Raw genomic sequence first — 26,234 nt, 5'->3', positions numbered from 1 at the left:
ACTTGAGTCGGAGAGACGAAAAGGACCGGCTCTTGCGCCGAAAATACGTGATTTCTGGGAGGAAAAATATGACGTCTTTGTTTAAGAAACTCATGCTGGCGACGGCAGTTGTTGCAGCGCCATTGATGGTTGCAACCACAGCCGCAGCTGAAGGTGAGAAGTACATTCTTGTCAGCCACGCCCCTGACAGCGACAGCTGGTGGAACACCATCAAAAACGGCATCGCTTTGGCTGGCGATCAAATGGGTGTTGAAGTCGAATATCGCAACCCGCCCACTGGTGACCTTGCCGACATGGCGCGGATCATTGAACAAGCGGCGGCTTCTGGCCCGAATGGTATCATCACCACGCTTGCAGACTTTGACGTTTTGTCCGGCCCGATCCGTTCGGCTGTGGATCAAGGCATCAACGTTATCATCATGAACTCGGGCACACCGGAGCAGGTTCGCGAAGTTGGCGCGCTTATGTTCGTTGGCCAGCCTGAGTATGACGCCGGCCTTGCGGCTGGTCTGCGTGCCAAAGGCGACGGTGTCGAATCCTTTGTCTGTGTAAACCACGTGATTTCGAACACAGTTGTCGGCGAACGCTGCCGCGGCTTTGCAGACGGTCTGGGTGTTGATCTGGGCGGTCAGATGATCGACAGCGGCCAAGACCCCGCCGAAATTAAAAACCGTGTTATGGCCTACCTGAATGCCAATCCTGACACAGACGCGGTTCTGACGCTTGGGCCGACCTCTGCTGATCCGACCATTCTGGCGCTCGAAGAGATGGGCCTTGCAGGCGACATCTATTTCGGCACGTTTGACCTTGGCGACGAGATCGTCAAAGGCATCAAGTCCGGCACAATCCAGTGGGGCATCGACCAACAGCCATTCTTGCAGGCCTACCTGCCAGTTGTTGTTCTGACCAACTATGACCGCTTTGGCGTTCTGCCGGGCAACAACATCAACTCTGGCCCCGGTTTCGTCACCAAAGACGCCTTGGGCAAGGTTGAAGAATTCGCCGGTAAGTACCGCTAAATTCACCACAGGGGCGGCGTGCGCACAGTCGTTCGCCGCCCTTTTTGTATCCAGACCAACGGGAGGACCCCCAGATGTCAGAGGCCAATACGCCACAAGCTGGGCAGGCTTTGGTAGATGACGAACGGATCAAGCAGATATCGCCACTGCGCAAGGCGCTTATCCGCCCCGAATTGGGCGGCATGTGTGGCACAGTAATCGTCTTTTTCTTATTCTTCATTTTTGCTGGCGACAGCGGAATGTTTAACGCACAAGGTGTGATGAACTGGTCGACAGTTTCGGCCCAATTCGCCTTGATCGCCGTCGGCGCCTGTCTGCTGATGATTGCCGGTGAATTCGACCTGTCGATCGGATCAATGATCGGCTTTGCGGGGATGATGATCGCCATTTTCGGCGTCACTTTAGGCTGGCCGATGTGGGCTGCGATTTTGGTGACCTTTGTGCTGTGCACCGCAATCGGCGGCATAAGCGGCTACATTGTTGTACGCACCGGATTGCCAAGTTTTATCGTTACGCTTGCCTTTTTGTTTATTTTGCGCGGCTTTACTATCTTCCTGCCGCAGATGCTGGAACGCAAAACCATCATTGGCGGTATTCGTGACGCGGCTGAAGGAGACTGGCTTGCACCTATGTTCGGTGGCAAGATCCTGACCGGACTATTTCAATGGATGGGCGACGCAGGTATCATCGCGACCTTCGAGCGCGGAAACAAAATGGGCCAACCCGTTGTCGAAGGCATCCCGATGCTGATCGTCTGGGCTTTGTTCATGATTTTTCTGGGCCACTTCATTTTGACCCGCACGCAGTTCGGCAACTGGATTTTCGCTGCCGGCGGCGACGCGGAATCCGCACGCAACTCGGGTGTACCGGTTAACAAAGTCAAAATTCTGATGTTCATGTTCACCGCCTTTTCAGCTGCTGTTTTCGCGGCCTGTCAGGTGATGGAGTTTGGATCGGCTGGCGCGGATCGTGGTTTGCTGAAAGAATTCGAAGCCATTATTGCGGTGGTTATTGGCGGCGCATTGCTGACGGGCGGATATGGCTCTGTCATCGGGGCCGCACTGGGTGCACTGATCTTTGGCGTTGTGCAGCAGGGCCTGTTCTTTGCAGGTGTCGAAAGCTCGCTTTTCCGGGTGTTCCTCGGGGTGATCTTGCTCTTTGCCGTGATCTTGAACACCTATATCCGCCGCATCATCACAGGGGAGCGTTGATATGAATCCTGAAAAAGCCCCCATCATCCAAATGCGGAACATCGAGAAGCATTTTGGAAGCGTGATTGCTTTGGCCGGTGTTTCGGTTGATGTTTTCCCGGGCGAATGCCATTGCCTTTTGGGCGACAACGGTGCCGGTAAATCGACCTTCATCAAGACCATGTCCGGGGTGCATAAACCCACCAAGGGCGAGATCATGTTCGAAGGCACTTCGATGCATTTCGCCGACCCGCGTGATGCGATTTCGGCAGGCATTGCAACCGTTCACCAGCATCTTGCCATGATCCCGCTGATGTCCGTCAGCCGGAACTTCTTTATGGGCAACGAGCCGATCAAAAATCTTGGTCCGCTTAAGCTGTTCGACCATGATTACGCCAACCGCGTGACCATGGAAGAGATGAAGAAAATGGGTATTAACCTGCGCGGTCCGGATCAAGCGGTTGGGACATTGTCGGGCGGTGAACGCCAGACAGTTGCGATTGCCCGTGCGGTGCATTTCGGTGCAAAGGTTCTGATTTTGGATGAACCGACCTCTGCGCTGGGTGTGCGTCAAACGGCCAATGTTCTGGCGACGGTTGATAGAGTTCGTAAGCAAGGCATCGCTGTGGTCTTTATCACCCACAACGTGCGTCATGCCATGGCGGTCGGTGATCGCTTTACCGTGCTTAACCGGGGCAAAACCTTGGGAACGGCGCAACGCGGGCAAATCACCCCCGAAGAGCTGCAAGACCTGATGGCCGGTGGCCAAGAACTGGTGGCCCTAGAGGGATCGCTGGGCGGCACGGTTTAAAACTGCAGCCCAAGACATCAAAAACGGCCCTCGCAGTACGGGGGCCGTTTTTCTGTTTGCTGCAAGGCAATCGAGTTCTTGCGAGGTGTTTAGAAATCGACCTCGATGGCGATGCCTTGTTCCACCGCAAGATCGACAACGGCGGCGGCCACCGCCAGATCCTGAAGGCCTACGCCTGTCCCGTCAAACAAGGTGATTTGATCCTCTGACGTGCGGCCCGCGTCTGTGCCGTTAATCACTGCGCCCAGTTGGGCAACATCCGCTTCGGCAATGAGACCCTGGGCCACGGCATGTTGCGCTTCTCCGATAGTAATGGATTGCGCAACCTCATCTGTGAACACTGCAGCTTTGGCCAGCAGCGCGGCTTCGACCTCTTGCTTGCCTTTGGTGTCGGTGCCCATACAGGCGACATGGGTTCCGGGCGCGACATGATCGGCCATCAAAGACGGGGCAAAGGCCGAGGTGATTGAAATAATCACATCTGCTTGGCGCATTCCCTCCAGTTCCACGGCTTCAAAGGGAACGCCGGCCTCGGTTGCAATTTTTTCGATATTGGGCAGCATATCAGGATGATAGTTCCAGCCGATGACCTTTTCGAAATTGCGCTGCTCTAGCGCGGCGCGCAGTTGGAATGTCGCTTGATGCCCTGCGCCGATCATTCCGATTACCTTGGCATCCGGCCGCGCCAGATGTTTGATCGACACGCTTGAAGCCGCCGCTGTGCGCAAGGCCGTAAGCAAGTTGCCACCGATCATTGCTTTGACTTTGCCAGTGTCAGGATCGAACAAAAAGATCGTGGACTGGTGGTTGATGATCCCGCGCTTTTCAAGATTGTTCGGCCAATAGCCCCCCGCCTTCAGGCCCAGCGTCAGGCCAGATTGGTCAAATCCGCCTTTGAAGCCATAAAGCGCCTCTTCGTGGCCGATTGCTTCGCGCACCACAGGGAAATTATAGGCGTCGCCAGCGGCCATCGCAGCAAAAACGCGTTCCACCGCGTCAAAAGCCGCGTCGCGGGTCATCAGGTCCGCGATGTCGCGTTCGGGTACAATCAGCATGTCTTGGCTCCAAGTTAAATTCGTGCGCCCCGTTGCGGCCCGGAAGGCAGCTGTTTGCAAGGAGACGGCTTTCCTGCCCCCTCCCGAGGCAGCCCTTCCGAGGATCGAAACTGGCGGTTTGGGTCAGTAGGCTTTGCCGCGCGCGGACACCGGCCAAAGGGTTTCAACCTTGCCGCCCCGAACACCAACGTACCAATCATGCACATTGCAGGTCGGATCGCAGTGGCCGGGCACAAGTTTCAGCTTGTCGTTGACCTTGAGAACGCCGCCAGCATCCGCAACCACGCCATGTTCATCGGAACACTTGAGGTATTCGACATCGTCGCGGCCAAAAACCGTGGGCAGGCCGGAATCAACCGACTGTGCCTTTAGTCCGGCATCGACAATGGCTTTGTCGGCTTTGGAATGGCTCATGACTGTGGTCAATATGAACAGGGCATTTTGCCATTCGCCCTCGTCAATCCGCTTGCCGTCTTTGTCCAGAATGCGGCCGTAATCTGCGTCCATGAAAGCGTAGGACCCGCACTGCAATTCGTTGTAAACCCCTGAGGTGCTTTCGAAATAATACGAACCAGTGCCGCCACCGCCAACAATATCGCACTCCAGCCCTTCGGCCTTGAGACCGCTGACAGCGTCCGCCACCTGCGCCACGGCAATGTCCAGTTTGGCCTTGCGGTCACCGTAACTGTCCATGTGCTGCATCGCGCCTTGGTAGGCTTGGATGCCCGCGAATTTCAGGCCGTCGGCCGCGTCGATCATCTTGGCGATCTTGACGACATCTTGGGTTGTGGTCACGCCGCAGCGACCCGCGCCGCAGTCGATTTCAACCAGTGCTTCGATTTGGGTGCCATGTTTCACCGCAGCGGCGGACAGGTTGGCGACGTTGTCCGGATCGTCGACACAGCACAAAACCCGCGCGCCCAGTTTTGGCATACGCGCCAGACGGTCGATCTTGACCAAATCGGTGACTTGGTTGGACACCATGACGTCTTTGATCCCGCCGCGGGCAAAAACCTCGGCCTCCGACACTTTTTGGCAGCACACGCCGCAAGCCCCGCCCAAAGTCTCCTGCAATTTGGCGACATCAACGGATTTGTGCATTTTGCCATGCACGCGGTGTCGCATGCCATGCGCAGCGGCGTAATCGCCCATTTTCTTGATGTTGCGTTCCAGCGCATCCAGATCAAGGATCAGGCAGGGGGTTTGAATGTCGGCCTCATCCATTCCGGGCAGGGCAGGGACGTCAAACCCGACTTCGAGGTCGTCAAAATTAACCGGTGCGTTCATTGGGTAGCTCCCTTTTCAAATAGTCCAAGGCAAAGTATCGAGGTTGACATTGCCGCCAGTGATGATGATGCCGACCCGCTTACCCGCGAACCGGTCTTTGTTTTTCAAGATAGTGGCCAGCGGCACGGAGGAACTGGCCTCCATGACAATCCGCAGATGTTTCCACGTCAGTTTCATCGCATCAATGATCTCTTGTTCAGAGGCGGTCAGGATGTCGGTGACGTGGTTGGACACAAAGTGCCACGTCAGGTCTTTGAGCGGCACCAACAGGCCATCGGCGATGGTTTTGGGCGCATCGTCGGCGATGATGTGTCCGGCCTTGAAACTGCGATAAGCGTCATCCGCCTGTTCTGGTTCCGCGGCAATAATCTGTGTTTCAGGGGCCAGATTTGACAAAGTCAGGCAGGTTCCCGAAATCATTCCGCCGCCGCCAATCGGGGCCATCACAATGTCGAGGCCGTCTGTTTGTTCGATAAATTCGCGCGCGCAGGTGCCCTGTCCGGCGATGACACGCGGATCGTTATAGGGATGCACAAAATCACCGCCAGTTTGGGCCTGCACCGTGGCAAAGGCGGTTTCGCGCGATGTTGTTGACGGCTCACATTCGGTGATGTTGCCGCCATAGCGGCGCACCGTGTCCTTTTTGGCCTGAGGGGCCGTTCTTGGCATGACGACGTTGCACGGAATGCCCCGTTTCATCGCCGCATAGCTGAGACAGGACGCATGATTGCCTGACGAATGCGTTGCCACACCTTTGCGGGCTTGTTCTTCGTTCAGGCCGAACACCGCGTTGGAGGCACCGCGGACCTTGAAGGCCCCCGGCACTTGCAGGTTTTCACACTTGAAGAACAGCTGCGCGCCCGTCAATTCGTTCAGATAGGCCGATGTCAAAACCGGTGTCCGCAAGATATGAGGTTTGATCCTCTCGTGCGCCTCCAGCATGTCATTGAGCGTCGGGATATACATTTGGATCCCCTTTCTTATGCGGCGTTTTGCAGGCGAGCTGCCGGATTAAGCCGATAAAATTCCTGCGCTGCGGCAACGCCAGAGCCAAGTTTTATATCAAGCCCCAGATCAACCATACACATTTCGGCGGTGGCAATCCCGCTCAGGGTCATTACGTCCGTCAAGCTGCCCAAATGGCCGATGCGAAACACCTTTCCGGCAACTTCGCCAAGGCCAACGCCAAAGGCAACACCATAGGTTTCGGCGGCATGGGTCACGATATCGGTCGCGTTGAACCCGTCGGGCGTGCAAATCGCGCTGACGGTGTCGGAATACACGTCGGGGCTGGCGGCGCAAAGATTCAGCCCCCAAGCATCAACAGCAGCGCGTACGCCGGTTGCGATGCGTGTGTGACGAGCGAATACGTTCTCAAGGCCTTCGGCCAGCAACATGGTGCAGGCTTCGTTCAGGCCATTCAGCAAACCCACGGCGGGCGTGTAAGGATAGGCGTTGTTGTCATAGCCTTTGGCCATATCATGCACGTCAAAAAAGGTGCGGGGCAGGGCGGCGGTTTTGGTCGCTTCCATCGCCTTGGCGCTAAATCCGACAATCGCCAGACCGGCCGGCAACATAAATCCCTTTTGGGAACCGGCAACGGCAACATCAACACTCCAGTCATCAAAGCGGAAATCCATCGACCCGATAGAAGACACGCCATCCACAAACAACAAAGCCGGATGTCCCGCTGCATCAAGCGCCTTGCGCACAGCGGCGATGTCGGATTTCACACCGGTTGCCGTTTCATTATGCGTGGCCAAAACCACTTTGATCTGGTGGCTGGTGTCGGCTGTCAGGATTTCTTCGTAGCGGTCAGCGGGCAGGCCGTCCCCCCACGGGGTTTCTACAATCTGAACGTCCAACCCGTGCCGCTGGCACATGTCGATCCAGCGATGCGAAAACATGCCATTTCGGGCGGCCAGAACTTTGTCACCTGCAGACAGGCAATTGGTCAGGGCGGTTTCCCAGCCCCCTGTGCCGGTGGACGGAAAGATGAAAACCTTGGCAGTGTCGCTTTTCAGAACCTGACGCACGCCGCGCCGTGCAGGGTGCAGGATCTGGCCAAACAAAGGCGACCGGTGGTCGATTGTGGGCATGTCGCAGGCTTTGCGCAGGGCCTCGGGGATGTTGGTTGGCCCCGGAATGAAAACTGGGTTCTGAAAGCTCATTTTCCGTATCCTTAATTCTGTTACAGGCACCCTATGCGGTGCATCCGTTGGGGTAAATTTTTTTGAAATCATTTTTCAAAACAGAAATGAACGAAAATATTCATTATTGTCAGGAGTTTGAATTTTTCATATTATGAAAATGATTTTCGAAAATATTTGGGGCACCTCATGGATTCGCAAGATAATGCTGCATCACCGGCCAAACGCGCCCGTGGCAGGCCGCGTGACTGGGATGACAAAACCGCCCAGAACACCATCAAATCACTGGATCGCGCGATGGAGGTGTTCGAATACCTGAGCGAGGGTCGGGGCAAGGCTCTGACGGCGATTTCATCTGAAATGGGGCAGTCTCCGGCAACTGTGTACCGGATTTTGGTCACGCTTGAGGGGCGGGGGTTGGTTGAATTCGACAGGTTTGAGCAAGTCTGGAATATTGGCCCACGGGCCTTTGTTATTGGCGCGCGGTTTTTACGGCGCACCAGTCTGGTGGACCGTGCCCGTCCCATCATGCGCAAACTGATGGAGGCGACTGGCGAGACGGCAAACCTTGGTATTGAAAAAGAGGGGGCGGTGCTTTTCCTCAGTCAGGTTGAAACCCATGCCAGCATTCGGGCGTTTTTCCCACCGGGGACGCTGTCACCGATGCATGCCTCCGGTATCGGAAAAGCGCTGCTGGCGCAGATGGATGAGGCGCGGCTGGGCCGGACTTTGGCGGGTCAAACCCTTGATGCCTTTACACCCTATACCATCACGGATCCGGCGGAATTGCGTGTGGGATTAGAGGCGGTGCGGGCGCAGGGATATGCGCTTGATGGTGAGGAAAAGACACTGGGCATGCGCTGTATTGCAGCGCCGGTGTTTGACGTAAACCAAGAGGCTGTGGCCGGTATTTCGGTGTCAGGGCCGATCAGCCGCGTCGGCCCCGAGGACATAGACCGCCTGAGCGCGTTTGTGATCAAAGCGGCTCGGGATTTGTCTTCGGCCATCGGAGGCGAGATGGCGCAGCGTTGAAACTCTGGCCAACCCTAGGATAACGCGCGCAGCGGCATATGGCGGTTCACGTCTTTGTAGAGCAAATACCGAAACTTGCCGGGTCCGCCAGCATAGCAGGCTTGCGGGCAAAAAGCGCGCAGCCACATGTAGTCACCGGCTTCGACTTCGACCCAATCCTTGTTCAGGCGGTAGGCGGCTTTGCCTTCCAGAACATAAAGCCCGTGTTCCATCACATGGGTTTCCAAGAAAGGGATCACTGCGCCGGGTTCAAATGTCACGACGGTGACATGCATATCATGGCGCAGATCGGTTGGGTCGACAAAACGGGTGGTGGCCCATTTGCCGTCCGTGCCGGGCATCACGGTTGGCGCGATGTCTTGTTCGTTAGTGATAATGACCTCAGGGTGCGGCAGGCCGGGGACCGCCTGATAGGCTTTGCGAATCCAGTGGAAACGCAGCATGTCATCGCTTGTGTTGCGCAGGGCCCATTGGACCCCGGGGGGCAGATAGGCATAGCCGCCCGGTTCCAGCACATGGGTTTTGCCGTCTACTGTCAGGCTGGCGCTGCCTTCGACCATGAACAGCACGCCTTGGGCGGCGGCATCCGTTTCAGGGGTGTCTGATCCGCCACCGGGACCGACCTCCATAATGTATTGCGAAAAGGTTTCGGCAAACCCGCTAAGGGGGCGGGACAAAACCCAAAGCCGTGTGTTGTCCCAAAACGGTAAAAAGCTGGTCACGATGTCGCGCATTGTCCCCTTTGGGATCACTGCATATGCGTCCGTAAAGACAGCGCGATCGGTCAAGAGCTGCTCTTGTCCGGGGTGCCCGCCGTGAGGCGCATAATATTTGGCTGACATTCGGTTTTCCAATCGGCTTTGAACGAGATGCTACTATGTGAAGCTGCTGGTTTCAGCACCACCCGTAATTGAGAAACAGCACCTTTCGAATGAATTTGATAATCACGAGCGGTTTTCAGAAAATCACACAGTATTGTTAAACAATCATCCGTCCCGACCGGGTTCGCTTTGATTGCTGGAGAACAGTGCGATCTTGTTTCCTTGCGGGTCGCGAAGGTAGCCGACATAAAAATGAGGTCCATAGGAGTCACGAAAGCCCGGCTGCCCCTCGCTTGAACCGCCTGCGGCCAGCGCCGCGGCGTGAAGGTCTCGAACCTGCTTCTGACTGCATGCCTCGAAGGCGACCATGGATCCGTTCCCAGCCGAGGCCGGACGTCCGTTGAAGGTTGGTTTGACGTAAAAATCTGGAAAAACTGGCGACTGGCCCGGTTTTACAGGCAGCGCATAGCTTAAGCCCTCAGGCCCCTCTTTTAACCCGTACTCAAGGGCTGGCAGGAAAGCAGAGTAAAACTGTTTCGCGCGAGGGATGTCGTCAGCGCCGACGGTGACGTAGGCAATCATGGCTGGGTCCTCTTCGGAGGTTTTTTTTGAGTGCAATGGAATTATGGTAGGCCAACACTCAATTCAGCACAATTGACGGCAGTGGCTTGCACGCCTGTTGCCCTAATTTAGGAAGTTTCGGCCGCGCGTAGCGCTAGGAAGCTGGCCCGATGCCTTTTCATCTGTCTAAAAACTTGGATGGCACAACAATAACATAATCAAGATTATCGGCTGGCATGTCGTGCGCACAGAAATGGGTTGGTTATGCTGTCGCCTGTCATTCTAACTGGAGGGTCTATAGGATTGCCGTCTGCTTTGACGGGGCGTTGAAAATCCACCGCCGGATGACTGACGGCCCATTGACAGATTTGGTCTTGTCTTCGATCCGGCCAACTGCACCGGCGCTGTCCGCGCACAGCGTGGTCCGTTCATCGGTCTGGTTGAGCGGCCTCAAAATGGAACGCTTTTGTTGACGGAAATCGGGCCGCTTTACACCTTTGTGCGGGGGGCGCGGTTCTGGAAATCCATCTGGATCACAAGGACGCGATCAGGCTTTGCATCGCACCTTTGTAGGCGGCGATGATTTCGTCGCGTTTGATGTGGCGGCCAGATTGCACTGCATGGCGGCCCGCTGACCAGACATCCGTCACGACATTGTCCTTGGCTGCAAACACCAACCCATCCAGCAACTGATCCCGGCCCAAAGCACAAAGCGCTGGTGCGTTGCTGTCTATCGCAACGACGTCAGCCAGCTCGCCCACCGCGATTTCACCCGCACCGCGCCCTAAGGCCTGCGCGCCGCCTTTCGCCGCACCGGCATACAGCGTAGCCCCAACGGACCCTTCGCCTGTGACCATAATATTGCGTTCAAGGTCACGCAGGCGTTGGGAATATTCCAACGTGCGCAGCTCTTCTGTCAGCGAGATCAAGACGTTTGAATCCGACCCGACCCCGAAGGCACCATTTGCCTCTAGATAGCTTGGGCCATTGAACGGACCATCGCCCAGATTGGCTTCTGTTATGGGGCAAAGGCCCGCCACCGCGCCGGATTTGGCCATGTTTCTGGTCTCATCAGCCGTCATGTGGGTGGCGTGAATGAGGCACCAATCGGGTGTCACAGCTGCATTGGCCAGCAACCAGTCGACGGGCCGCGCGCCCAGCCACGCTGAAATATCCGCAACTTCTTTGGGTTGTTCAGCGATGTGAATGTGAACAGGTCCCGTGCCGTGTGCCGCGAGGACCATGCCCAGATCATTTGGTGATGTGGCACGCAAGGAATGCGGTGCAATTCCAACACGGCAATCTGGCGGCAACAGCGCGATTGCGCCGCGAACCCGATCTACAAGGGTGTTGTACCTGTCTACCGAATTGCCAAACCGCGCCTGCCCGGCTTCAAGCGGCACTTTTCCGGCACCGCCGTAGGTATAGAGCACCGGAAGATGGGTCAGGCCGATACCTGTTGTGGCCGAAGCGGCCGCAATGCGGCCCGACAATTCGCCAAGGTCGTCATAGGGTGTGCCGTCCGCTTGATGATGCAGATAATGAAATTCGCCGACGCTGGCATATCCGGCTTCTTGCATTTCCATGAAAACGAATGCTGCGATTGCTTCGATGTGGTCGGGCGACAGATTGGCTGTGAACCGGTACATCAAATCGCGCCATGTCCAAAAGCTGTCTTTGCCCGCCTTCCGGTGTTCGGTCATCCCCGCCATTGCCCGCTGAAAGCTATGGCTGTGCAGATTTCCAAGAGCGGGCAGCAGTGTATCGACACGGTAATCCGCTGGTAAAGGGGCCTGATCGACCTCGATAGTCGTGATCCGGCCCTCGGCCTGCGCGAGCCGTACATTGGATGCCCACCCGGTTGAAAGTTTGGCTTGCGTGGCAAAAATCATTTTGCGGTCCTTGTTTTATGTATAGACATAAAGCACACTAGAGCGTACCAGAAAAGTGGAAAATTCGATCAACGGCGGGTGAAAATGACTGAGGAAAGCAAAGTCTTTGTTGATTTGAACGCAGCAACGATGGGCAAATCTGATGCGCCATATGGTCTGATCAAGGATGCGGCGATCGCAGTCGTTGATGGGTGGATTGATTGGGTCGGGCCCGCGGCAGACATGCCCGATAGGTATAAACCCATGCCTCGGACCAGCCTTGGCAACCGCCTCGTGACCCCCGCTTTGATCGATTGCCATACACATATCGTTCACGGCGGCGACCGGGCCGCAGAATTTGAAATGCGCCTGAACGGAGCCAGCTACGAAGAGGTCGCGCGCGCAGGCGGCGGAATCGTGTCCACCGTCAAAGCCACCCGCGCAGCGACAGAGGATGAGCTGCTGTCAGACGCCCTACGCCGCGTCGACCCTTTAATTGCAGAAGGTGTGAGCTGCATTGAAATCAAATCGGGCTACGGCCTCGATCTGGACACCGAACTTCGCATGCTGCGCGTGGCACGCGCGATCATGGCAAACCGCGCGATTGTGGTTAAAACCACCTTCCTTGGCGCGCATGCAACGCCTGCTGAATACACAGGCCGTGACGATGCTTATATTGACGAGGTCTGTATCCCTGCCCTGCGCGCCGCCCACGCCGAAGGGCTGGTCGATGCTGTTGACGGGTTTTGCGAAGGCATCGCCTTTCAGCCTACCCAAATCGCCCGCGTGTTCGATGTGGCGCATGAATTGGGCCTGCCAGTAAAATTGCACGCCGAACAACTGTCCAACCTTGGCGGTGCACAACTCGCGGCCAGCTACGCTGCCCTATCCGCCGATCACATCGAATATCTGGACGAAGCGGGTGTGGTGGCGATGGCCAAGGCGGGCACCGTGGCCGTCATCCTGCCCGGTGCGTTTTATACCCTGCGCGAAACCCAAGCTCCGCCGATTGATTTGCTGCGCAAGCACGGTGTCCCGATGGCGCTGGCAACGGATATCAACCCCGGCTCCTCGCCTCTCAATTCGCTGTTGCTGGCGTTGAACATGGGCTGCACCCTGTTTCGGATGACACCCGAAGAAGCGCTGCGCGGTGCCACCCAAAACGCTGCCCGCGCCCTTGGGCTGACGGACGCGGGAACCATCGCTGCTGGCATGCGGGCCAATATGGCCGTTTGGGACATCAAACACCCCGCTGAACTGGCCTATCGCATCGGTTTTAACCCTCTTCATTGCCGCATTTTCGGAGGCTCCGCGTGAACACACTAACCCTTACCCCCGGCGCAGTGACCTTGGATGACTTGCACAGCATTTTCTGGAACCAAGACGCCGTGCGGCTTGATCCTGCCTGCCATCCCGACATCGAACTTGCCCATGCCCGCATCGCTAAGGCTGTGGCAGGAAGCGATGCGGTTTACGGCGTCAATACCGGGTTTGGCAAATTGGCGTCGGTCAAGATCGCAGCCAAAGACACCGCAACTTTGCAACGCAACCTTATATTGTCTCATTGCTGCGGGGTTGGCCCTGCAATCCCGCGCCGTCACGCGCGGCTTTTGATGGCGCTCAAACTGCTCAGCCTTGGGCGCGGCGCATCTGGCGTGCGGCTCGACGTTGTGACCCTGCTGGAAGGGATGCTTTCCAAGGGCGTGACACCGGTGATCCCCGCCCAAGGGTCCGTTGGCGCATCTGGCGATCTGGCCCCGCTGGCACATATGGCCGCGGCAATGATGGGCCATGGCGAGGCCGAGTTTGACGGCACGGTGATGCCGGGCGCAGACGCGTTAAAGGCTGCGGGCCTTCGGGCGGTAGAGCTTGGGCCCAAAGAAGGTCTGGCCCTGATCAACGGGACACAGTTTTCTACGGCTTTCGCGCTGGCGGGGTTGTTCGGGGCTTGGCGGGCGGCGCATTCGGCGCTTGTCACATCGGCACTGTCGACAGATGCGATCATGGGGTCCACTGCGCCACTGCAGCCGGAAATTCACAGCCTGCGGGGACATCGCGGCCAGATCGAAGCAGGCGAAACCATGCGGTCGCTGCTGGCTGGCTCTGAAATCCGCAGCAGCCATATGGTGGATGATGCGCGGGTCCAAGATCCCTATTGCATTCGCTGCCAGCCGCAGGTGACCGGTGCGGCCATGGATGTGCTGCGCATGGCCGCGCGCACCTTGGAAATCGAAGCAAATGCCGCAACCGATAACCCGCTGGTTCTGATTGACGCTGATGTCATTGTGTCCGGCGGTAACTTTCATGCTGAACCCGTGGGCTTTGCTGCGGATATGATCGCATTGGCCATTGCCGAAATCGGGGCCATCGCGCAACGCCGTGTCGCGCTGATTGTCGATCCTGTTCTCAGCTTTAACCTGCCGCCGTTTCTGACCCCCAATCCGGGTTTGAACAGCGGTTATATGATTGCCGAAGTCACCACCGCCGCACTGATGAGCGAAAACAAACATCTTGCGAACCCCTGCGTGACCGACAGCACTCCGACGTCCGCCAACCAAGAAGACCACGTAAGCATGGCGGCCCATGGCGCACGCCGGTTGGGCGCGATGACCGAAAACCTCAACCGTATTTTGGGTGTTGAATTGCTTTGTGCGGTGCAAGGCGTCGATTTTCGTGCGCCTCTTTCCACCAGCATCGTACTACAAAGGGTGGTGAGCCGGGTGCGCCGGGACGTCGAAACGCTGGGTGAGGATCGCTATCTTGCACCGGATCTTGAACGCGCCGCAGTGATGATCGCATCAGGGGATATCGTGACCGCAGCGGGAATCGCCATGCCGGAGCTTGGCGCATGACACCGGTCGAAATCCAGCAAGGTGACAGCCCGATTGTTCTGGGCTTGCCGCATACAGGGACATTTGTTCCTGACGACATATTTGCCAATCTGAACGCCCGTGGGCGCGGGCTTGATGATACGGATTGGCATATTCACCAGTTGTACGACGGGGTTCTGGGCGGGGCAACAACGGTGCGCGCGACGTTCCACCGCTATGTGATCGATGCCAACCGCGACCCGTCGGGGGTGTCTTTGTACCCCGGCCAAAACACCACAGGGTTGGTGCCGCTGACTGATTTTGACGGGCATGGCATTTGGACGGCGCCGCCGACAAAACCCGAAACAGAGATCCGCCGCAAAACCTTTCATGCGCCCTATCACGCCGCGCTTGAGGCAGAGCTGGCGCGCGTGCGGGGCATCCATGGGATTGCGATCTTATATGACTGCCATTCTATCCGCTCTGGCATTCCGTTTTTGTTCAATGGCACCTTGCCCGATTTTAACATCGGCACCAATCTGGGCACCACCTGTGCCCCCGAAATCGAAGCGGCCACGCAAAGCATCTGTGCGGCGGCAGCGGGCTATACATCCACCACAAACGGGCGGTTCAAAGGCGGTTGGACGACGCGCCACTATGGCCGTCCGTCGCAAGGGATCCATGCCATCCAGATGGAATTGGCCCAAAGCACCTATCTGCAAACCGAAGCCGCGCCTTGGGTCTACGACACCGAAAAATCCGCGCGTCTGCGCCTGCATCTGACCTCCATCCTGACAAAACTGGCCAATCTGGCCCCGACCCTGAAAGGCACATCATGAGCGATCCGCGCAAGAACACCCGTGACGTTTTTCCTGCAACAGGCTCTGAACTGACTGCCAAAAGCTGGCTGACCGAAGCGCCGTTGCGGATGTTGATGAACAATCTGCATCCCGATGTGGCTGAAAACCCGCATGAGCTGGTTGTCTATGGTGGCATTGGGCGGGCGGCGCGGACGTGGCAAGACTTTGACAGGATTGTCGCGTCGCTGCGGGATCTGGAAGACGACCAGACCTTGTTGGTTCAATCAGGCAAGCCTGTTGGCGTGTTCCAGACCCACAAAGACGCGCCGCGCGTGTTGATCGCCAACTCTAATCTTGTGCCGCATTGGGCCACTTGGGACCATTTCAACGACCTCGATAAAAAGGGACTCGCGATGTATGGCCAGATGACGGCTGGATCGTGGATCTACATCGGGTCCCAAGGTATTGTGCAAGGCACCTATGAAACCTTCGTCGAGGCTGGCCGCCAGCATTATGGCGGCGATCTGACAGGCAAGTGGGTTCTGACCGGTGGTCTTGGCGGCATGGGCGGTGCCCAGCCGTTGGCCGCTGTGATGGCCGGTGCCTGTTGTTTGGCGGTTGAGTGTAACCCCGATAGCATCGATTTCCGCCTGCGCACGCGCTATGTGGACGAGCGCGCCGATACGCTGGACGAGGCGCTTGAGATGATCACCCGCTGGACAGCTGCGGGTGAGGCGAAATCCGTTGGCCTGCTTGGCAATGCTGCGGACATCTTTGCCGAAATCGCGGCCCGCAGTGTACGCCCTGACATGGTCACAGACCAGACGTCGGCCCACGATCCGATCAACGGCTACCTGCCCCAAGGCTGGACGATGGCACAGTGGAAAGAGATGCGGGAAACCGATCCCAAAGCCGTTGAAAAAGCGGCCCGGGCATCGATGAGGGTTCATGTGCAGGCAATGATCGATCTTCAGCAAATGGGCATTCCAACCTTTGATTATGGCAACAACATTCGGCAGGTCGCTTTGGATGAAGGCCTTGAAAATGCCTTTGATTTTCCGGGCTTTGTGCCTGCCTATATCCGCCCGTTGTTTTGCCGTGGCATTGGCCCCTTTCGTTGGGCCGCCCTGTCAGGTGATCCCGAAGACATCTACAAGACCGATGCCAAGGTGAAAGAAATCCTGTCCGAGGACAAACACTTGCACAACTGGCTTGATATGGCCCGCGAACGGATTTCGTTCCAAGGTCTGCCAGCGCGCATTTGTTGGGTCGGTCTGGGTGTGCGCCACAAGCTGGGTCTGGCTTTCAACGAAATGGTCCGAACTGGCGAACTCTCTGCGCCGGTTGTGATTGGCCGCGATCACCTTGATTCCGGATCAGTTGCATCACCCAATCGGGAAACGGAAGCCATGAAAGACGGTTCTGATGCGGTATCCGACTGGCCGCTGCTGAATGCACTTTTGAACACCGCTTCAGGTGCGACATGGGTATCTTTGCATCACGGCGGCGGCGTCGGCATGGGCTTTTCGCAGCATTCCGGCATGGTGATCTGCTGTGACGGCTCCGAGGACGCAGACCGCCGTATTGGACGGGTGTTGTGGAACGATCCGGCCACAGGCGTGATGCGTCATGCCGACGCCGGCTATGACGACGCACTGGACTGCGCCCGTGAAAACGGGCTGAACCTACCCGGTATCCTTTAAGGAATACGGAACGGGGGCGATCAACGTCGCCCCCCGGACTTGTTCAGTAGCGGGTCGTCAGACGATATCCAGGACGATAGGACAGGCGTACAAATGTCACCGCATCGCCTTCCCACCATGTGGAGCGTTCCACTGAAAAAATGGGGTCACCGACAGAGCAGGCGAGGTAATCCGACAGTTTCTGGTCCGCAAGTTCAGCCGATAGGTTAATTTCGGCCTTTGAAAAAGGGATGGCCGCAAGCAACCATTCTGTCGGGCATTCTTGTGAAAAATCGGCACCCTCGGCCGATGGCAAGGCTGACAGGTTGATCCATCGGTTTTCATGCTCATACGGAACACCGTCTGCGTAATGCATGCAAACCAGATGCAAGGCTTTGCCGCCTACAGGCAGTTGCAGTCGGGCCCGAAGCCAATCCGGCGCAACTTCGACCTCGTGGCTGACCAATGAATAGCGATAGTCCGCGCCTCTTTCTTTGACTTCGTCGCGCACAAGGGGAATGTCAAAACGCGCCTGACGCACCTGTGTCATGCGAACGCGTGTTCCTGCCTTGCGGCGCCGTTCTATGATCCCGTCGTCCGCCAATTCACGCATGGCCCGATTTACGGTGGCGCGCGCGCAGCCATATGTCACTGCAAGGTCCACTTCGTTGGGGACCAAATCCCCCGGCCCCCAATCCCCTTTGACAATCTTCGCAAGAATGTCGGATTTGACTTCTTTGTAAGTGGCTTTCATGACGGGTCACTTCTAAAACTTGGCGTTCACATATTGGACGCATAGGGCATTCGCAGCGGCACTCCAAGCGCCTGGCCCAACGCGCAACCTATTTGGGTAAAGCCAGACAAACAGATAGCGAGACTGGACCGGGCGCACTAACAGTGTTCCCTCCGTCATTGTATAAATCTAGATATAAAGAGTTCTATTTAGACAAAATTGTGCGGGTGGGGCCATTTGCCTATGACTTTGAAGGGCCGTCTGAGGATACGCCGTGCCTGTATGTAGGGCTCTGCTGCGGCCAGAAGCAAAGTTCCGGAATGACCGATGCTGTAGGTTTGGGTTCACTGGTTCATTTTATCGTCCACCATTGCCTCTTGTGCAATCATGGCTTCCAACTGGCGGCGGAAACGCAACTGGCCCGCATCAATGCCCAGATCAATGTGAGGGGATGTTTTCTCGGTCATGCCGATTTGCACCTCATCCAATACGGCGCGATCTTCTTCAAAAGCTTTGCGCACGTCCTCGCTCATCATTTTTGACAACTCATCGTCGTCCGGCCGGATGTTGCGCAACTGGAACCAGTAATACCGCGTTTCGTTTTCGGTTGTCGGGGTCATGAAGTTATAGCTGTCCATGACGAAGGTGTTTTTGTGCAACGGCCCGTCTACGCCGCCGGTCCCCGCAGGAGTAAAAACCGCGCGTATCAGTGCGTGGCTTGGGTAGCGGACTTCGTAATGTTGTAACCGATCGCAGTTGCCTTCAAACTCCACCACTTTTTTGTAAAACGGTGCCGGCGCGTGATCCATCATCCAGCGGTGCACAATCACGCCGGTGTCCGTTTTGGTCACCCGCAATGGGGTGTCTTTTGTGGCGTCCGTCGCGAAGGATGACTCATGGACCCACGCCACATGTGTCGGATCAAGCAGGTTGTCGCACATCAACAAGTAATTGCAATTCAACTCCATCGCAGCGCCCCTGTTGATCCCCCATTCAGGGCTGTCAAAGTTCGGAATGTCGATGATATCTTCCACATCCGCGATGGCCGCGTTGCCCATCCAAATCCAGACCAATCCGTATTTTTCATGCACTGGAAAGGGCCTAACGCGCGCCGCGGATGGAATACGCCCGCCACCGGGGGCCCAAACACATTGCCCCGCGCAATCAAAAGTTAGCCCATGATAGCCGCATTCGACAGTGTCACCCTTGATGCGCCCCTTTGACAGCGGCAATTTACGGTGAGGGCATGCGTCCTCCATCGCAATGACTTCGCCCTCGGTATTCCGAAACATGCAAATCTTTTCGCCGAGAACTTTGACCTGCTGTAATTCATTGATGATTTCATCGCTCCATGCGGCGACGTACCATGCGTTTTTCAGAAACATTTGCACCCCTAGCTATCAAGTAGCCTTTGGCTGGTTTCTCTTGAGGTTAGGCTGCGGTTGCGCCGTATAAAAGCGCCACAAATGTTTCTTATTGTTTAGAACCGCTAAACAATTAGCGGGTTGTTTCCGCAATAATCCAGTTCAAAAAGTCACGCGATTTTTCCCGTTTCAGCATCCGCGCCCCCCAACAGATATAATAGGGTTCGGGCATTCGAACCGACTCTTGCGAGATGCGGATCAAACGCCCCAATTCCAGATCTACAGATGCAAACGAGAGCTGGGCCAATGCAATTCCTTGACCGCTTGCCACCGCTTCCAATGCGGAGCTGGAAAGCGAGTGCATTGATGTCGGCTTTCGGTGAAGGTTTTCCAGACCTTGGGCTGCCAACCAGGTGTTCAGCTTGGGGACGCTGGCATATTCCGGCCCCCAATCGATCTCTACCCATGGCAGGTTGGGCAGTGCAGCCGGATCAAGCGCCTCAGGATATCTCTTGAGAAATTCCGGAGAACACACGGGAAAGCAAATGTCGTGAAACAACGGCCGCGCATGCGGAAAACTTTTCGAAACAGACCCGTAAGTTAGCCTGAACATGTGGTTCAAGAACTCAGGATCCGGTTCGCCGTGGGTGGCCTCTAGCCGGATAGACGTCTCGCCATACCGTGCTTCAAAGCTTTTCAACTTTGGCTGCAACCATTTCAAAAGCAAAGTGGGCAGGCCGGACACATTAACATCCAGTTCGGATGCCTGCTTGGCCAAAAGGGTTTGTGCCTGATGGAGTTTCACAAAACCTGAAGACACAAGCGCGTGGTAAGATTTGGCAGTCGGCGACAAGGCGGCACGGCGGCCGTCTTTCATGATCAAAGGGATTTGCAGATGATCTTCGAGCAGTTTGATCTGCTGGCTGATTGCACCGGATGTGACCCCTAATTCTTGCGCGGCGGCGCTCACAGAGCCAAGCCTTCCGAAACTTTCAAAAGCTTGTAATGCGCGCAAAGGTGGCAGGGTAGAACGCATAATTTGACTATATATCCGGTGTTGCCAGTGTTTGTTTAGAAACACTGAAGAGTGCCACGGCAAAGGCGGGCTGTCACGGACATTCAAACTTTGCGAAGCTGTGGTTCAACCGTCAGAACATGCCGGACAAAGTGCTCAACCGTCTCCGCCGGGTGTATGCCGGCGGCGCGACATGGGTGGCCGCCCCGCTATCGAAAGCGCGGCGTCACCGCGCGGCGTTTGGGAAATCACCCGGCCTTTGGCAATCACACACAGGCGGGCGGCGCGCAGTCGCAAGGCTTCGACGGGGTTGCTGGCGTCCAAAATCACCAGCGATGCTTTGGTGCCGACGCGCAGCCCGTAATCCGTCAGCCCCATGGTTTTGGCGTTGTTCACGGTGACCATATCAAAGCAGGTGCGCATGTCTTCGGGGCTGGTCATCTGGGCCACGTGCAGCCCCATAAAGGCCACGTCAAGCATATCAGCCGTTCCTAGCGAATACCAAGGATCAAGCACGCAATCCTGTCCCCATCCGACATTGATGCCCATCGCCAGCATTTCCTTGACCCGCGTTAACCCGCGCCGTTTGGGATAGGTGTCGTGACGCCCCTGCAAGACGATATTGATCAACGGATTGGGGATTGCGTTGATTTGTGCCTCTGCGATCAGCGGCAAGAGCTTGGACACATAGTAGTTGTCCATCGAATGCATCGAGGTCAAATGTGACCCCGCTACCCTGCCCTGCAATCCTAGCCGCTGGGTTTCAAAGGCGAGTGTTTCGATATGGCGCGACATCGGGTCGTCGGTTTCGTCGCAATGCATATCGACCTGCAACCCCCGTTTGGCTGCGATCTCGCACAGCTCTGTGACGGATGCGGCACCATCGGCCATGCTGCGTTCGAAATGCGGAATGCCCCCGACCACATCAACCCCCATGTCCAAGGCGCGTATGGTGTTCGCCCGCGCCGTCGGATCGCGGTAAAACCCGTCTTGCGGAAAGGCGACCAGCTGCAAATCAATGTAGTCTTTGACCTGATTGCGGACCTCAAGCAGCGCTTCGACCCCCAAGAGCCGGTCATCGCAGGTGTCAACATGACTGCGGATCGCCAACAACCCCATGCTTGCGGCCCAATCGCAGTATTTCAAGGCGCGTTCGATCACATCGTCTTGGGTCATAACCTGCTTCAGCTCGCCCCACAGGCCGATCCCTTCCAGCAGCGTTCCCGAAGCGTTGATCCGCGGCAGCCCATAAGACAGCGTTGCGTCCATATGGAAATGCGGATCTACAAAGGGTGGGCTGACCAGATCGCCGGCGGCATCCACTATCTGGCCCGCCTGTGCGGCGTCCAAACGACCGATGGCGCTGATTTTTTCACCGGTGATGCCGATATCAGCCACCTTGCCGTCCGGCAGGGTGCCGCCTTTGACGATCAGATCAAACATCAGCGTTCTCCTTTGTTGAACGGCACCATGAGAGCGGCAGGCACTTCGGCGCGACGCGACATCACAACCAATGCCAGAATAGACAGAAAATAGGGCATCATCAGGAAAATTTGATAGGGAATTTGTGCGCCGAAACTGGTTTGCTGCACCCTGATTTGCAAGGCGTCAAAGGCTGCAAACAGCACCGCGCCCAGCAGGGCTTTGCCCGGTTTCCACGATCCGAACACCACCAGCGCGATGCAGATCCAGCCACGACCGTTGACCATCCCGAAAAAGAAGCTGTCAAAGGCCGACATGGTCAAAAACGCGCCGCCCATGGCCATGAAACCGCTGCCGACAATGACAGCGCCCATGCGGATCGCGGTTACAGAAAGCCCCTGCGCAGCCACCGCATTCGGATTTTCCCCCGCTGCCCGCACCGCAAGGCCCAAGGGTGTGCGGTATAAAACCACCGCCACCACCGCGACCAGCACAAAGGCCAGATAGGTAAACGGTGTTTGCGCAAACAAGGCCTGTCCAAGCACCGGAATGTCCGACAGGATCGGGATTTCAAAGGGTTGAAAGGCTTCGATTTTTGGCGGGCTTGTGACCTCGGGCAGGGCCAATCGGTAGGCGTAATAGGTCGATGATGTGGCAAGCAGGGTCACACCCAAACCTACCACGTGTTGCGACAGACCGAATGGCACGGTTAGGGTGCTGTGCAATGCGCCAAACGCCATACCCACCAGCATCGCAACGCCAACGCCGACCCACAAACCGGTGCCGGAATAAACGGCCATCCAGCCCGCAAAGGCCCCTGCGACCATGATACCTTCGATGCCAAGGTTCAGCACCCCGGCGCGTTCGCAAATCAGCTCGCCCAGCGTCGCGAAGATCAGCGGGCTGGCGATGCGGATTGCCGCGGCCCAAAAGCTGGCTGTGAACAGGATTTCGATGATTTCCATATCAATCCCTCACCACGCGAAAGCGCGTTAACATGATCGCCAAGACCATCAACAAAAGCGCCGTCGCCAGCATGATATCGGCCAGATAGGTCGGCACGTCGGCGGCGCGACTCATGCTGTCTGCACCCACAAAAATGCCTGCAACAAACAGTGCCGCAACGATCACGCCCAGCGGGTGCAGCAGTGCCAACATTGCGACAATAATTCCGGTGTATCCAAAGCCCGGCGACAGATCGAGCGTCAGGCTCCCCTTCAGGCCCGCCACTTCGGAAAATCCTGCCAGTGCGGCCAGCCCGCCTGACAAAAGCGCGGTTTTCACCAGCACCGTATTGACCGGAATACCCGCAAAAGCCGCGGCTTGTTTGTTCAGGCCAACGGCGCGCATTTCATAGCCCAAAGTGCTGCGGGTCTGGATGATCCAGATGCCAATGGCGGACAAGAGTGCCAGCGCAAACCCCCAATGCAACCGCAATCCATCGACGATCCGTGGCAGCCGCGCCTCGGGTATCAGCCGCGCGGATTTGGGCCAGCCCATGCCCATTGGATCCTTGAGAGGCCCTTCGAGAAGCATGGAGATAAACAGCAAAAAGATGAAGTTGAACAGTAAGGTCGTCACGACTTCGTCCACCCCGAAACGGGTTTTCAGCAGGGCTGGCACCAGCAACATGATCGCCCCAGCCAAGATGGCCATCAGCGCCAACACCGGCAAGATCGCGAAGCTGGGCCAAGCCAGCATTCCGGTCCCCAACACCACGGTCATCAAAGCACCTGCATAAAGTTGCGCTTCGGCCCCTATATTCCAAAACTTTGCCCGAAAGGCCACAGCCGCCGCAAGGCCGGTAAAGATCAAGGGCGTCGCACGATTCAGCGTTTCGAGGATAGAAAACTTGGACCCGAAGGCCCCTTTGAGGATCAAACCGAAGACTGAAAACGGATTGGCCCCTGCCACCATCGCCAAAAGCGATGCGATTACCACTGTTGCGGTCAGCGCAATCAGGGGGGGCACAAAGCTGCGCGCAAGGCTCGGGTTCTTGATCGGTTCAAGACGCATGCGCCATCTCCTTGTCAAATCCTTGTCCGGCCATCCAAACACCCAGTTGAGCGGGTGTCATGCTGCCGCGTTCAAACCCGGGTGACAACCGCCCGTCAGCGATGACATGAATAACATCCGACAGGGCCATGACTTCGTCCAAATCCTCTGAAATCAACAGCACCGCTGCGCCGCGATCACGAGCCGCAAGCAATTGACTATGCACATAATTCACTGCGCCAATATCAAGGCCCCGCACTGGTTGGTTGGCCAGAATAATCTGCGGCCCGGCCTCAAGCACACGGCCAAGGATCAGTTTTTGCATATTGCCTCCGGACAGCAGCCGGATTGGGGTATCGGCCCCCGGACAACGCACGTCATATTTACTAATTATACCTTCGGCGAAATCGCGTGATTTACGCCAGTTTAGCCAGCCTGCGGTGCTGAATTCCGCTGTCTTATAGCGTTCTAAAATTGCGTTTTCGGTCAGGTCAAAATCCCCGATTGTACCCGTTTTATGCCGGTCTTCGGGGATACGGGCGATGCCGCTGCGCACGGCGGTTCGCGGGCTCCAGCTTTGGACCGGCGCACCGTTTAGCACCACCTGTCCCGCGGCCGCGGCGCGCAATCCGCCAACGACATCGGCCAGTGCCGCCTGCCCGTTGCCAGAGACGCCCGCCAACCCGATGATCTGTCCCGCCCGAAGCGCCAAAGTCACATCACGTAGACCCGGTGCATTGCCCACATCGGGGGTGGAAACGCCTTGCAGTTCCATCAGCGCCGCGCCGGGGTTTGCGGGCGCAACCTGCGGTGGGACCGCCTCGACACCCATCATCATTGCGGCCAAGGCTTTGGTATCCGTGTCTTGGGTGCGTGCGCCGCCGGTGACTTTGCCATGGCGTAGGACAACCACACGGTCTGCAATCGCCATGACTTCGTGCAGTTTGTGGGAAATGAAAATGATGGATAACCCATCGGCGATGGCCAAGCGCAGCGTCGCAAACAGATCATCGGTTTCTTGTGGTGTCAAAACCGCTGTCGGTTCATCTAAGATCAGCACACGCACATCGCGGTACAGCGCCTTGAGGATTTCGACCCGCTGACGTTCGCCGACTGTCAGGCTGCCAACCCGCGCATCTGGCGAAACTGCCAAATGAAACCGTTCCGACAAAGCTATGATTTTTGCCCGCGCCGCCGACCGCCCCAAACGGGGGCTTAGCAAGGGCCGCGACCCTAACGTGATGTTTTCCTGAACTGTCAGGTTATCCGCCAGCGTGAAATGCTGATGCACCATGCCGACACCGGCATTCAACGCCTCACGCGAATTGCCGGGAGGCAGAGTTTGGCCAAAAACCGCAACACTGCCGCTGTCGGCCGTGTATTGGCCGAACAGAATATTCATAAGCGTCGTCTTGCCTGCGCCGTTTTCACCTAGCAAGGCGACCACTTCGCCCTGATGCACTGAAAAACTGACCGCATCATTTGCGGTCAGCTCTCCAAAGGTTTTGGTGATGGCGTTTAGGCTCAGCGCCTCAACTTTGGTCGTTGCCATGGGGCTTAGGACGATGCCGGTTCGCTGTCATCAATCGCCACGGCAAAGGCACCGGATTTGATCTCGGCCTCACGCGATGTGACCAATTCCATTGCAGCGGCAGGGATTTTTCCTTCGAATGTCCCAAGCGGTGCCAATTCGGTGCCCCCTTTGTTCATAAACGAATACATGCCGTAATCCGCCGCAGTAAAGGCCCCGGCCTGCACTGCCGCAATGGCGGCGTCCAAGGTGGGTTCAAAGTTCCAGATCGCCGAGGCAACAACCGTATCAGGATAGTCGGCCTGCGTATCGATCACGTTTCCAATCGCCAAGATGCCCTTTTCCTTGGCCGCATCAGACACACCAAAGCGTTCGGCATACAGCACATCTGCACCGTTTTCGATCATCGCAAAGGCGGTTTCTTTGGCTTTGGGTGGGTCAAACCAGCTGCCGATAAAGCTAACCTGGAACTTAATATCAGGGTTCATTTCGCGTGCACCGGCCATGAAGGCGTGCATCAAACGGTTCACTTCGGGGATCGGGAAACCACCGACCATGCCGATATTGCCCGACTTGGTCATCGCACCGGCGATAATGCCAGACAGGTAGGACGCGTCTTGAATATAGTTGTCAAAGACCGCGAAATTCGGCAGGCCCGCGTCTTCTTTGAAGCTTGACCCCATCAAGAAGGCAACATCGGAATAATCCGCCGCGACTTCGCGGGCTTCTTGTTCTGCGCCAAAGACTTCGCCGATGATCAGCGTGTTTCCGGCTTCTGCATATTCGCGCATGACGCGGGCGTAGTCGGTGTTGCTGACGTTTTCGGAAAAGGTGTATTCGATATCGCCGCGCGCCTGCGCCGCAAGGGCCGCTTTGTGGATCCGGCTGACCCACTGTTGTTCTACCGGCACGGTATAAATACCCGCCACTTTGAGAACCTCGGCGGCAGCCAACGGCCCTGCGCCAAACAACACCGCAGTTGCGGCTGTGCTGGCAAGAAAATGTCGCCGATTAAACGCTCGTGTATTACTCATTTGAAATAGCCCCCTTGGTTGTGACCCAGAGTAACCTTCAATTTTATCAAT

23 protein-coding genes are annotated in these 26,234 nt (G+C 56.7%); 8 read left to right on the top strand and 15 right to left on the bottom strand.

The window, feature by feature from the left end; genetic code table 11:
• The first annotated feature begins 68 nt into the window (after window positions 1-68).
• The 3 genes from C8N36_RS13960 (at window position 69) to C8N36_RS13950 (ending at window position 3,020) form a co-directional block, all read left to right on the top strand.
• Window positions 69-1,019 (top strand): sugar ABC transporter substrate-binding protein, encoded by a 951-nt coding sequence (locus tag C8N36_RS13960; protein WP_097805352.1) that lies wholly within the window; start codon window positions 69-71, stop codon window positions 1,017-1,019.
• Window positions 1,020-1,093: 74 nt separating this feature from the next.
• On the top strand, window positions 1,094-2,230 hold the full coding sequence (locus tag C8N36_RS13955; protein ID WP_097805353.1) for an ABC transporter permease: 1,137 nt from the start codon (window positions 1,094-1,096) through the stop codon (window positions 2,228-2,230).
• 1 nt (window position 2,231) lies between these two features.
• Complete coding sequence (locus C8N36_RS13950; RefSeq protein WP_097805354.1) at window positions 2,232-3,020, top strand: ATP-binding cassette domain-containing protein; 789 nt, start codon at window positions 2,232-2,234, stop codon at window positions 3,018-3,020.
• Between the two features lie 89 nt (window positions 3,021-3,109).
• Here C8N36_RS13950 and bhcD read toward each other — a convergent pair whose 3' ends face one another.
• The 4 genes from bhcD to bhcA form a co-directional block, all read right to left on the bottom strand.
• Window positions 3,110-4,075: an iminosuccinate reductase BhcD gene (bhcD, locus tag C8N36_RS13945; RefSeq protein WP_097805355.1), complete on the bottom strand. Its 966-nt coding sequence runs from the start codon at window positions 4,073-4,075 to the stop codon at window positions 3,110-3,112.
• Window positions 4,076-4,198: 123 nt separating this feature from the next.
• Window positions 4,199-5,362, bottom strand: a complete 1,164-nt coding sequence (gene bhcC / locus C8N36_RS13940; protein ID WP_097805356.1) for a 3-hydroxy-D-aspartate aldolase BhcC — start codon at window positions 5,360-5,362, stop codon at window positions 4,199-4,201.
• A gap of 15 nt (window positions 5,363-5,377) precedes the next feature.
• Complete coding sequence (gene bhcB / locus C8N36_RS13935) at window positions 5,378-6,328, bottom strand: beta-hydroxyaspartate dehydratase BhcB (RefSeq protein ID WP_097805357.1); 951 nt, start codon at window positions 6,326-6,328, stop codon at window positions 5,378-5,380.
• Between the two features lie 14 nt (window positions 6,329-6,342).
• On the bottom strand, window positions 6,343-7,533 hold the full coding sequence (gene bhcA / locus C8N36_RS13930) for an L-aspartate--glyoxylate aminotransferase BhcA (protein ID WP_097805358.1): 1,191 nt from the start codon (window positions 7,531-7,533) through the stop codon (window positions 6,343-6,345).
• Between the two features lie 168 nt (window positions 7,534-7,701).
• Here bhcA and bhcR point away from each other — a divergent pair, with 168 nt between their 5' ends.
• Window positions 7,702-8,544 carry an HTH-type transcriptional regulator BhcR gene (gene bhcR / locus C8N36_RS13925; RefSeq protein ID WP_097805359.1) on the top strand — a complete coding sequence of 281 codons (843 nt, stop codon included), beginning with the start codon at window positions 7,702-7,704 and terminating at the stop codon, window positions 8,542-8,544.
• A 14-nt stretch (window positions 8,545-8,558) separates the two neighbouring features.
• Here the strand turns inward: bhcR and C8N36_RS13920 are convergent, their stop codons facing one another.
• The 3 genes from C8N36_RS13920 to C8N36_RS13910 form a co-directional block, all read right to left on the bottom strand.
• Window positions 8,559-9,386 carry a bifunctional allantoicase/(S)-ureidoglycine aminohydrolase gene (locus C8N36_RS13920; protein ID WP_097805360.1) on the bottom strand — a complete coding sequence of 276 codons (828 nt, stop codon included), beginning with the start codon at window positions 9,384-9,386 and terminating at the stop codon, window positions 8,559-8,561.
• A gap of 144 nt (window positions 9,387-9,530) precedes the next feature.
• Window positions 9,531-9,947: a VOC family protein gene (locus C8N36_RS13915; protein ID WP_097805361.1), complete on the bottom strand. Its 417-nt coding sequence runs from the start codon at window positions 9,945-9,947 to the stop codon at window positions 9,531-9,533.
• Between the two features lie 512 nt (window positions 9,948-10,459).
• Window positions 10,460-11,818 (bottom strand): formimidoylglutamate deiminase, encoded by a 1,359-nt coding sequence (locus C8N36_RS13910; protein WP_097805362.1) that lies wholly within the window; start codon window positions 11,816-11,818, stop codon window positions 10,460-10,462.
• An 84-nt stretch (window positions 11,819-11,902) separates the two neighbouring features.
• Between C8N36_RS13910 and hutI the strand changes: the two genes are divergently transcribed.
• The 4 genes from hutI to hutU are packed head-to-tail and all read left to right on the top strand — an operon-like array spanning window position 11,903 to window position 17,110.
• On the top strand, window positions 11,903-13,114 hold the full coding sequence (gene hutI / locus C8N36_RS13905) for an imidazolonepropionase (RefSeq protein ID WP_097805363.1): 1,212 nt from the start codon (window positions 11,903-11,905) through the stop codon (window positions 13,112-13,114).
• On the top strand, window positions 13,111-14,649 hold the full coding sequence (gene hutH / locus C8N36_RS13900; protein ID WP_097805364.1) for a histidine ammonia-lyase: 1,539 nt from the start codon (window positions 13,111-13,113) through the stop codon (window positions 14,647-14,649). The genes hutI and hutH overlap by 4 nt, the downstream gene beginning before the upstream one ends.
• Window positions 14,646-15,446, top strand: a complete 801-nt coding sequence (gene hutG / locus C8N36_RS13895; RefSeq protein ID WP_097805365.1) for an N-formylglutamate deformylase — start codon at window positions 14,646-14,648, stop codon at window positions 15,444-15,446. The genes hutH and hutG overlap by 4 nt, the downstream gene beginning before the upstream one ends.
• Window positions 15,443-17,110 carry a urocanate hydratase gene (gene hutU, locus C8N36_RS13890; protein ID WP_097805366.1) on the top strand — a complete coding sequence of 556 codons (1,668 nt, stop codon included), beginning with the start codon at window positions 15,443-15,445 and terminating at the stop codon, window positions 17,108-17,110. The genes hutG and hutU overlap by 4 nt, the downstream gene beginning before the upstream one ends.
• A 43-nt stretch (window positions 17,111-17,153) precedes the next feature.
• Here the strand turns inward: hutU and C8N36_RS13885 are convergent, their stop codons facing one another.
• From C8N36_RS13885 to C8N36_RS13850, 8 genes are all read right to left on the bottom strand, one after another.
• On the bottom strand, window positions 17,154-17,843 hold the full coding sequence (locus C8N36_RS13885) for a histidine utilization transcriptional repressor HutC (protein ID WP_097805367.1): 690 nt from the start codon (window positions 17,841-17,843) through the stop codon (window positions 17,154-17,156).
• 323 nt (window positions 17,844-18,166) lie between these two features.
• Window positions 18,167-19,207: an aromatic ring-hydroxylating dioxygenase subunit alpha gene (locus C8N36_RS13880; protein WP_097805368.1), complete on the bottom strand. Its 1,041-nt coding sequence runs from the start codon at window positions 19,205-19,207 to the stop codon at window positions 18,167-18,169.
• Window positions 19,208-19,319: 112 nt separating this feature from the next.
• Window positions 19,320-20,222 (bottom strand): LysR substrate-binding domain-containing protein, encoded by a 903-nt coding sequence (locus tag C8N36_RS13875; RefSeq protein ID WP_097805369.1) that lies wholly within the window; start codon window positions 20,220-20,222, stop codon window positions 19,320-19,322.
• Between the two features lie 135 nt (window positions 20,223-20,357).
• Window positions 20,358-21,644: an amidohydrolase family protein gene (locus tag C8N36_RS13870; protein WP_097805370.1), complete on the bottom strand. Its 1,287-nt coding sequence runs from the start codon at window positions 21,642-21,644 to the stop codon at window positions 20,358-20,360.
• Window positions 21,644-22,588 (bottom strand): ABC transporter permease, encoded by a 945-nt coding sequence (locus C8N36_RS13865; RefSeq protein WP_097805371.1) that lies wholly within the window; start codon window positions 22,586-22,588, stop codon window positions 21,644-21,646. Before C8N36_RS13865 ends, C8N36_RS13870 begins: the two co-directional genes overlap by 1 nt.
• 1 nt (window position 22,589) lies before the next feature.
• On the bottom strand, window positions 22,590-23,639 hold the full coding sequence (locus C8N36_RS13860) for an ABC transporter permease (protein WP_097805372.1): 1,050 nt from the start codon (window positions 23,637-23,639) through the stop codon (window positions 22,590-22,592).
• Window positions 23,629-25,170 carry an ABC transporter ATP-binding protein gene (locus C8N36_RS13855; protein WP_097805373.1) on the bottom strand — a complete coding sequence of 514 codons (1,542 nt, stop codon included), beginning with the start codon at window positions 25,168-25,170 and terminating at the stop codon, window positions 23,629-23,631. The genes C8N36_RS13860 and C8N36_RS13855 overlap by 11 nt, the downstream gene beginning before the upstream one ends.
• Before the next feature lie 5 nt (window positions 25,171-25,175).
• Window positions 25,176-26,183: a BMP family protein gene (locus tag C8N36_RS13850; protein WP_097805374.1), complete on the bottom strand. Its 1,008-nt coding sequence runs from the start codon at window positions 26,181-26,183 to the stop codon at window positions 25,176-25,178.
• Window positions 26,184-26,234: the final 51 nt, after the last annotated feature.

The sequence above is a fragment of the Pelagimonas varians genome (assembly GCF_003208435.1).
Taxonomy (GTDB): domain Bacteria; phylum Pseudomonadota; class Alphaproteobacteria; order Rhodobacterales; family Rhodobacteraceae; genus Pelagimonas; species Pelagimonas varians.
This window is presented reverse-complemented; position numbering and strand designations above follow the sequence as displayed.

What these genes read in the sequence shown, in the direction of transcription:
- C8N36_RS13960 (WP_097805352.1), top strand. Translation starts at nt 69, where the DNA reads ATGACGTCTTTGTTTAAGAAACTCATGCTGGCGACGGCAGTTGTTGCA.
- C8N36_RS13955 (WP_097805353.1), top strand. Translation starts at nt 1,094, where the DNA reads ATGTCAGAGGCCAATACGCCACAAGCTGGGCAGGCTTTGGTAGATGAC.
- C8N36_RS13950 (WP_097805354.1), top strand. Translation starts at nt 2,232, where the DNA reads ATGAATCCTGAAAAAGCCCCCATCATCCAAATGCGGAACATCGAGAAG.
- bhcD (WP_097805355.1), bottom strand. Translation starts at nt 4,075, where the DNA reads ATGCTGATTGTACCCGAACGCGACATCGCGGACCTGATGACCCGCGAC.
- bhcC (WP_097805356.1), bottom strand. Translation starts at nt 5,362, where the DNA reads ATGAACGCACCGGTTAATTTTGACGACCTCGAAGTCGGGTTTGACGTC.
- bhcB (WP_097805357.1), bottom strand. Translation starts at nt 6,328, where the DNA reads ATGTATATCCCGACGCTCAATGACATGCTGGAGGCGCACGAGAGGATC.
- bhcA (WP_097805358.1), bottom strand. Translation starts at nt 7,533, where the DNA reads ATGAGCTTTCAGAACCCAGTTTTCATTCCGGGGCCAACCAACATCCCC.
- bhcR (WP_097805359.1), top strand. Translation starts at nt 7,702, where the DNA reads ATGGATTCGCAAGATAATGCTGCATCACCGGCCAAACGCGCCCGTGGC.
- C8N36_RS13920 (WP_097805360.1), bottom strand. Translation starts at nt 9,386, where the DNA reads ATGTCAGCCAAATATTATGCGCCTCACGGCGGGCACCCCGGACAAGAG.
- C8N36_RS13915 (WP_097805361.1), bottom strand. Translation starts at nt 9,947, where the DNA reads ATGATTGCCTACGTCACCGTCGGCGCTGACGACATCCCTCGCGCGAAA.
- C8N36_RS13910 (WP_097805362.1), bottom strand. Translation starts at nt 11,818, where the DNA reads ATGATTTTTGCCACGCAAGCCAAACTTTCAACCGGGTGGGCATCCAAT.
- hutI (WP_097805363.1), top strand. Translation starts at nt 11,903, where the DNA reads ATGACTGAGGAAAGCAAAGTCTTTGTTGATTTGAACGCAGCAACGATG.
- hutG (WP_097805365.1), top strand. Translation starts at nt 14,646, where the DNA reads ATGACACCGGTCGAAATCCAGCAAGGTGACAGCCCGATTGTTCTGGGC.
- hutU (WP_097805366.1), top strand. Translation starts at nt 15,443, where the DNA reads ATGAGCGATCCGCGCAAGAACACCCGTGACGTTTTTCCTGCAACAGGC.
- C8N36_RS13885 (WP_097805367.1), bottom strand. Translation starts at nt 17,843, where the DNA reads ATGAAAGCCACTTACAAAGAAGTCAAATCCGACATTCTTGCGAAGATT.
- C8N36_RS13880 (WP_097805368.1), bottom strand. Translation starts at nt 19,207, where the DNA reads ATGTTTCTGAAAAACGCATGGTACGTCGCCGCATGGAGCGATGAAATC.
- C8N36_RS13875 (WP_097805369.1), bottom strand. Translation starts at nt 20,222, where the DNA reads ATGCGTTCTACCCTGCCACCTTTGCGCGCATTACAAGCTTTTGAAAGT.
- C8N36_RS13870 (WP_097805370.1), bottom strand. Translation starts at nt 21,644, where the DNA reads ATGTTTGATCTGATCGTCAAAGGCGGCACCCTGCCGGACGGCAAGGTG.
- C8N36_RS13865 (WP_097805371.1), bottom strand. Translation starts at nt 22,588, where the DNA reads ATGGAAATCATCGAAATCCTGTTCACAGCCAGCTTTTGGGCCGCGGCA.
- C8N36_RS13860 (WP_097805372.1), bottom strand. Translation starts at nt 23,639, where the DNA reads ATGCGTCTTGAACCGATCAAGAACCCGAGCCTTGCGCGCAGCTTTGTG.
- C8N36_RS13855 (WP_097805373.1), bottom strand. Translation starts at nt 25,170, where the DNA reads ATGGCAACGACCAAAGTTGAGGCGCTGAGCCTAAACGCCATCACCAAA.
- C8N36_RS13850 (WP_097805374.1), bottom strand. Translation starts at nt 26,183, where the DNA reads ATGAGTAATACACGAGCGTTTAATCGGCGACATTTTCTTGCCAGCACA.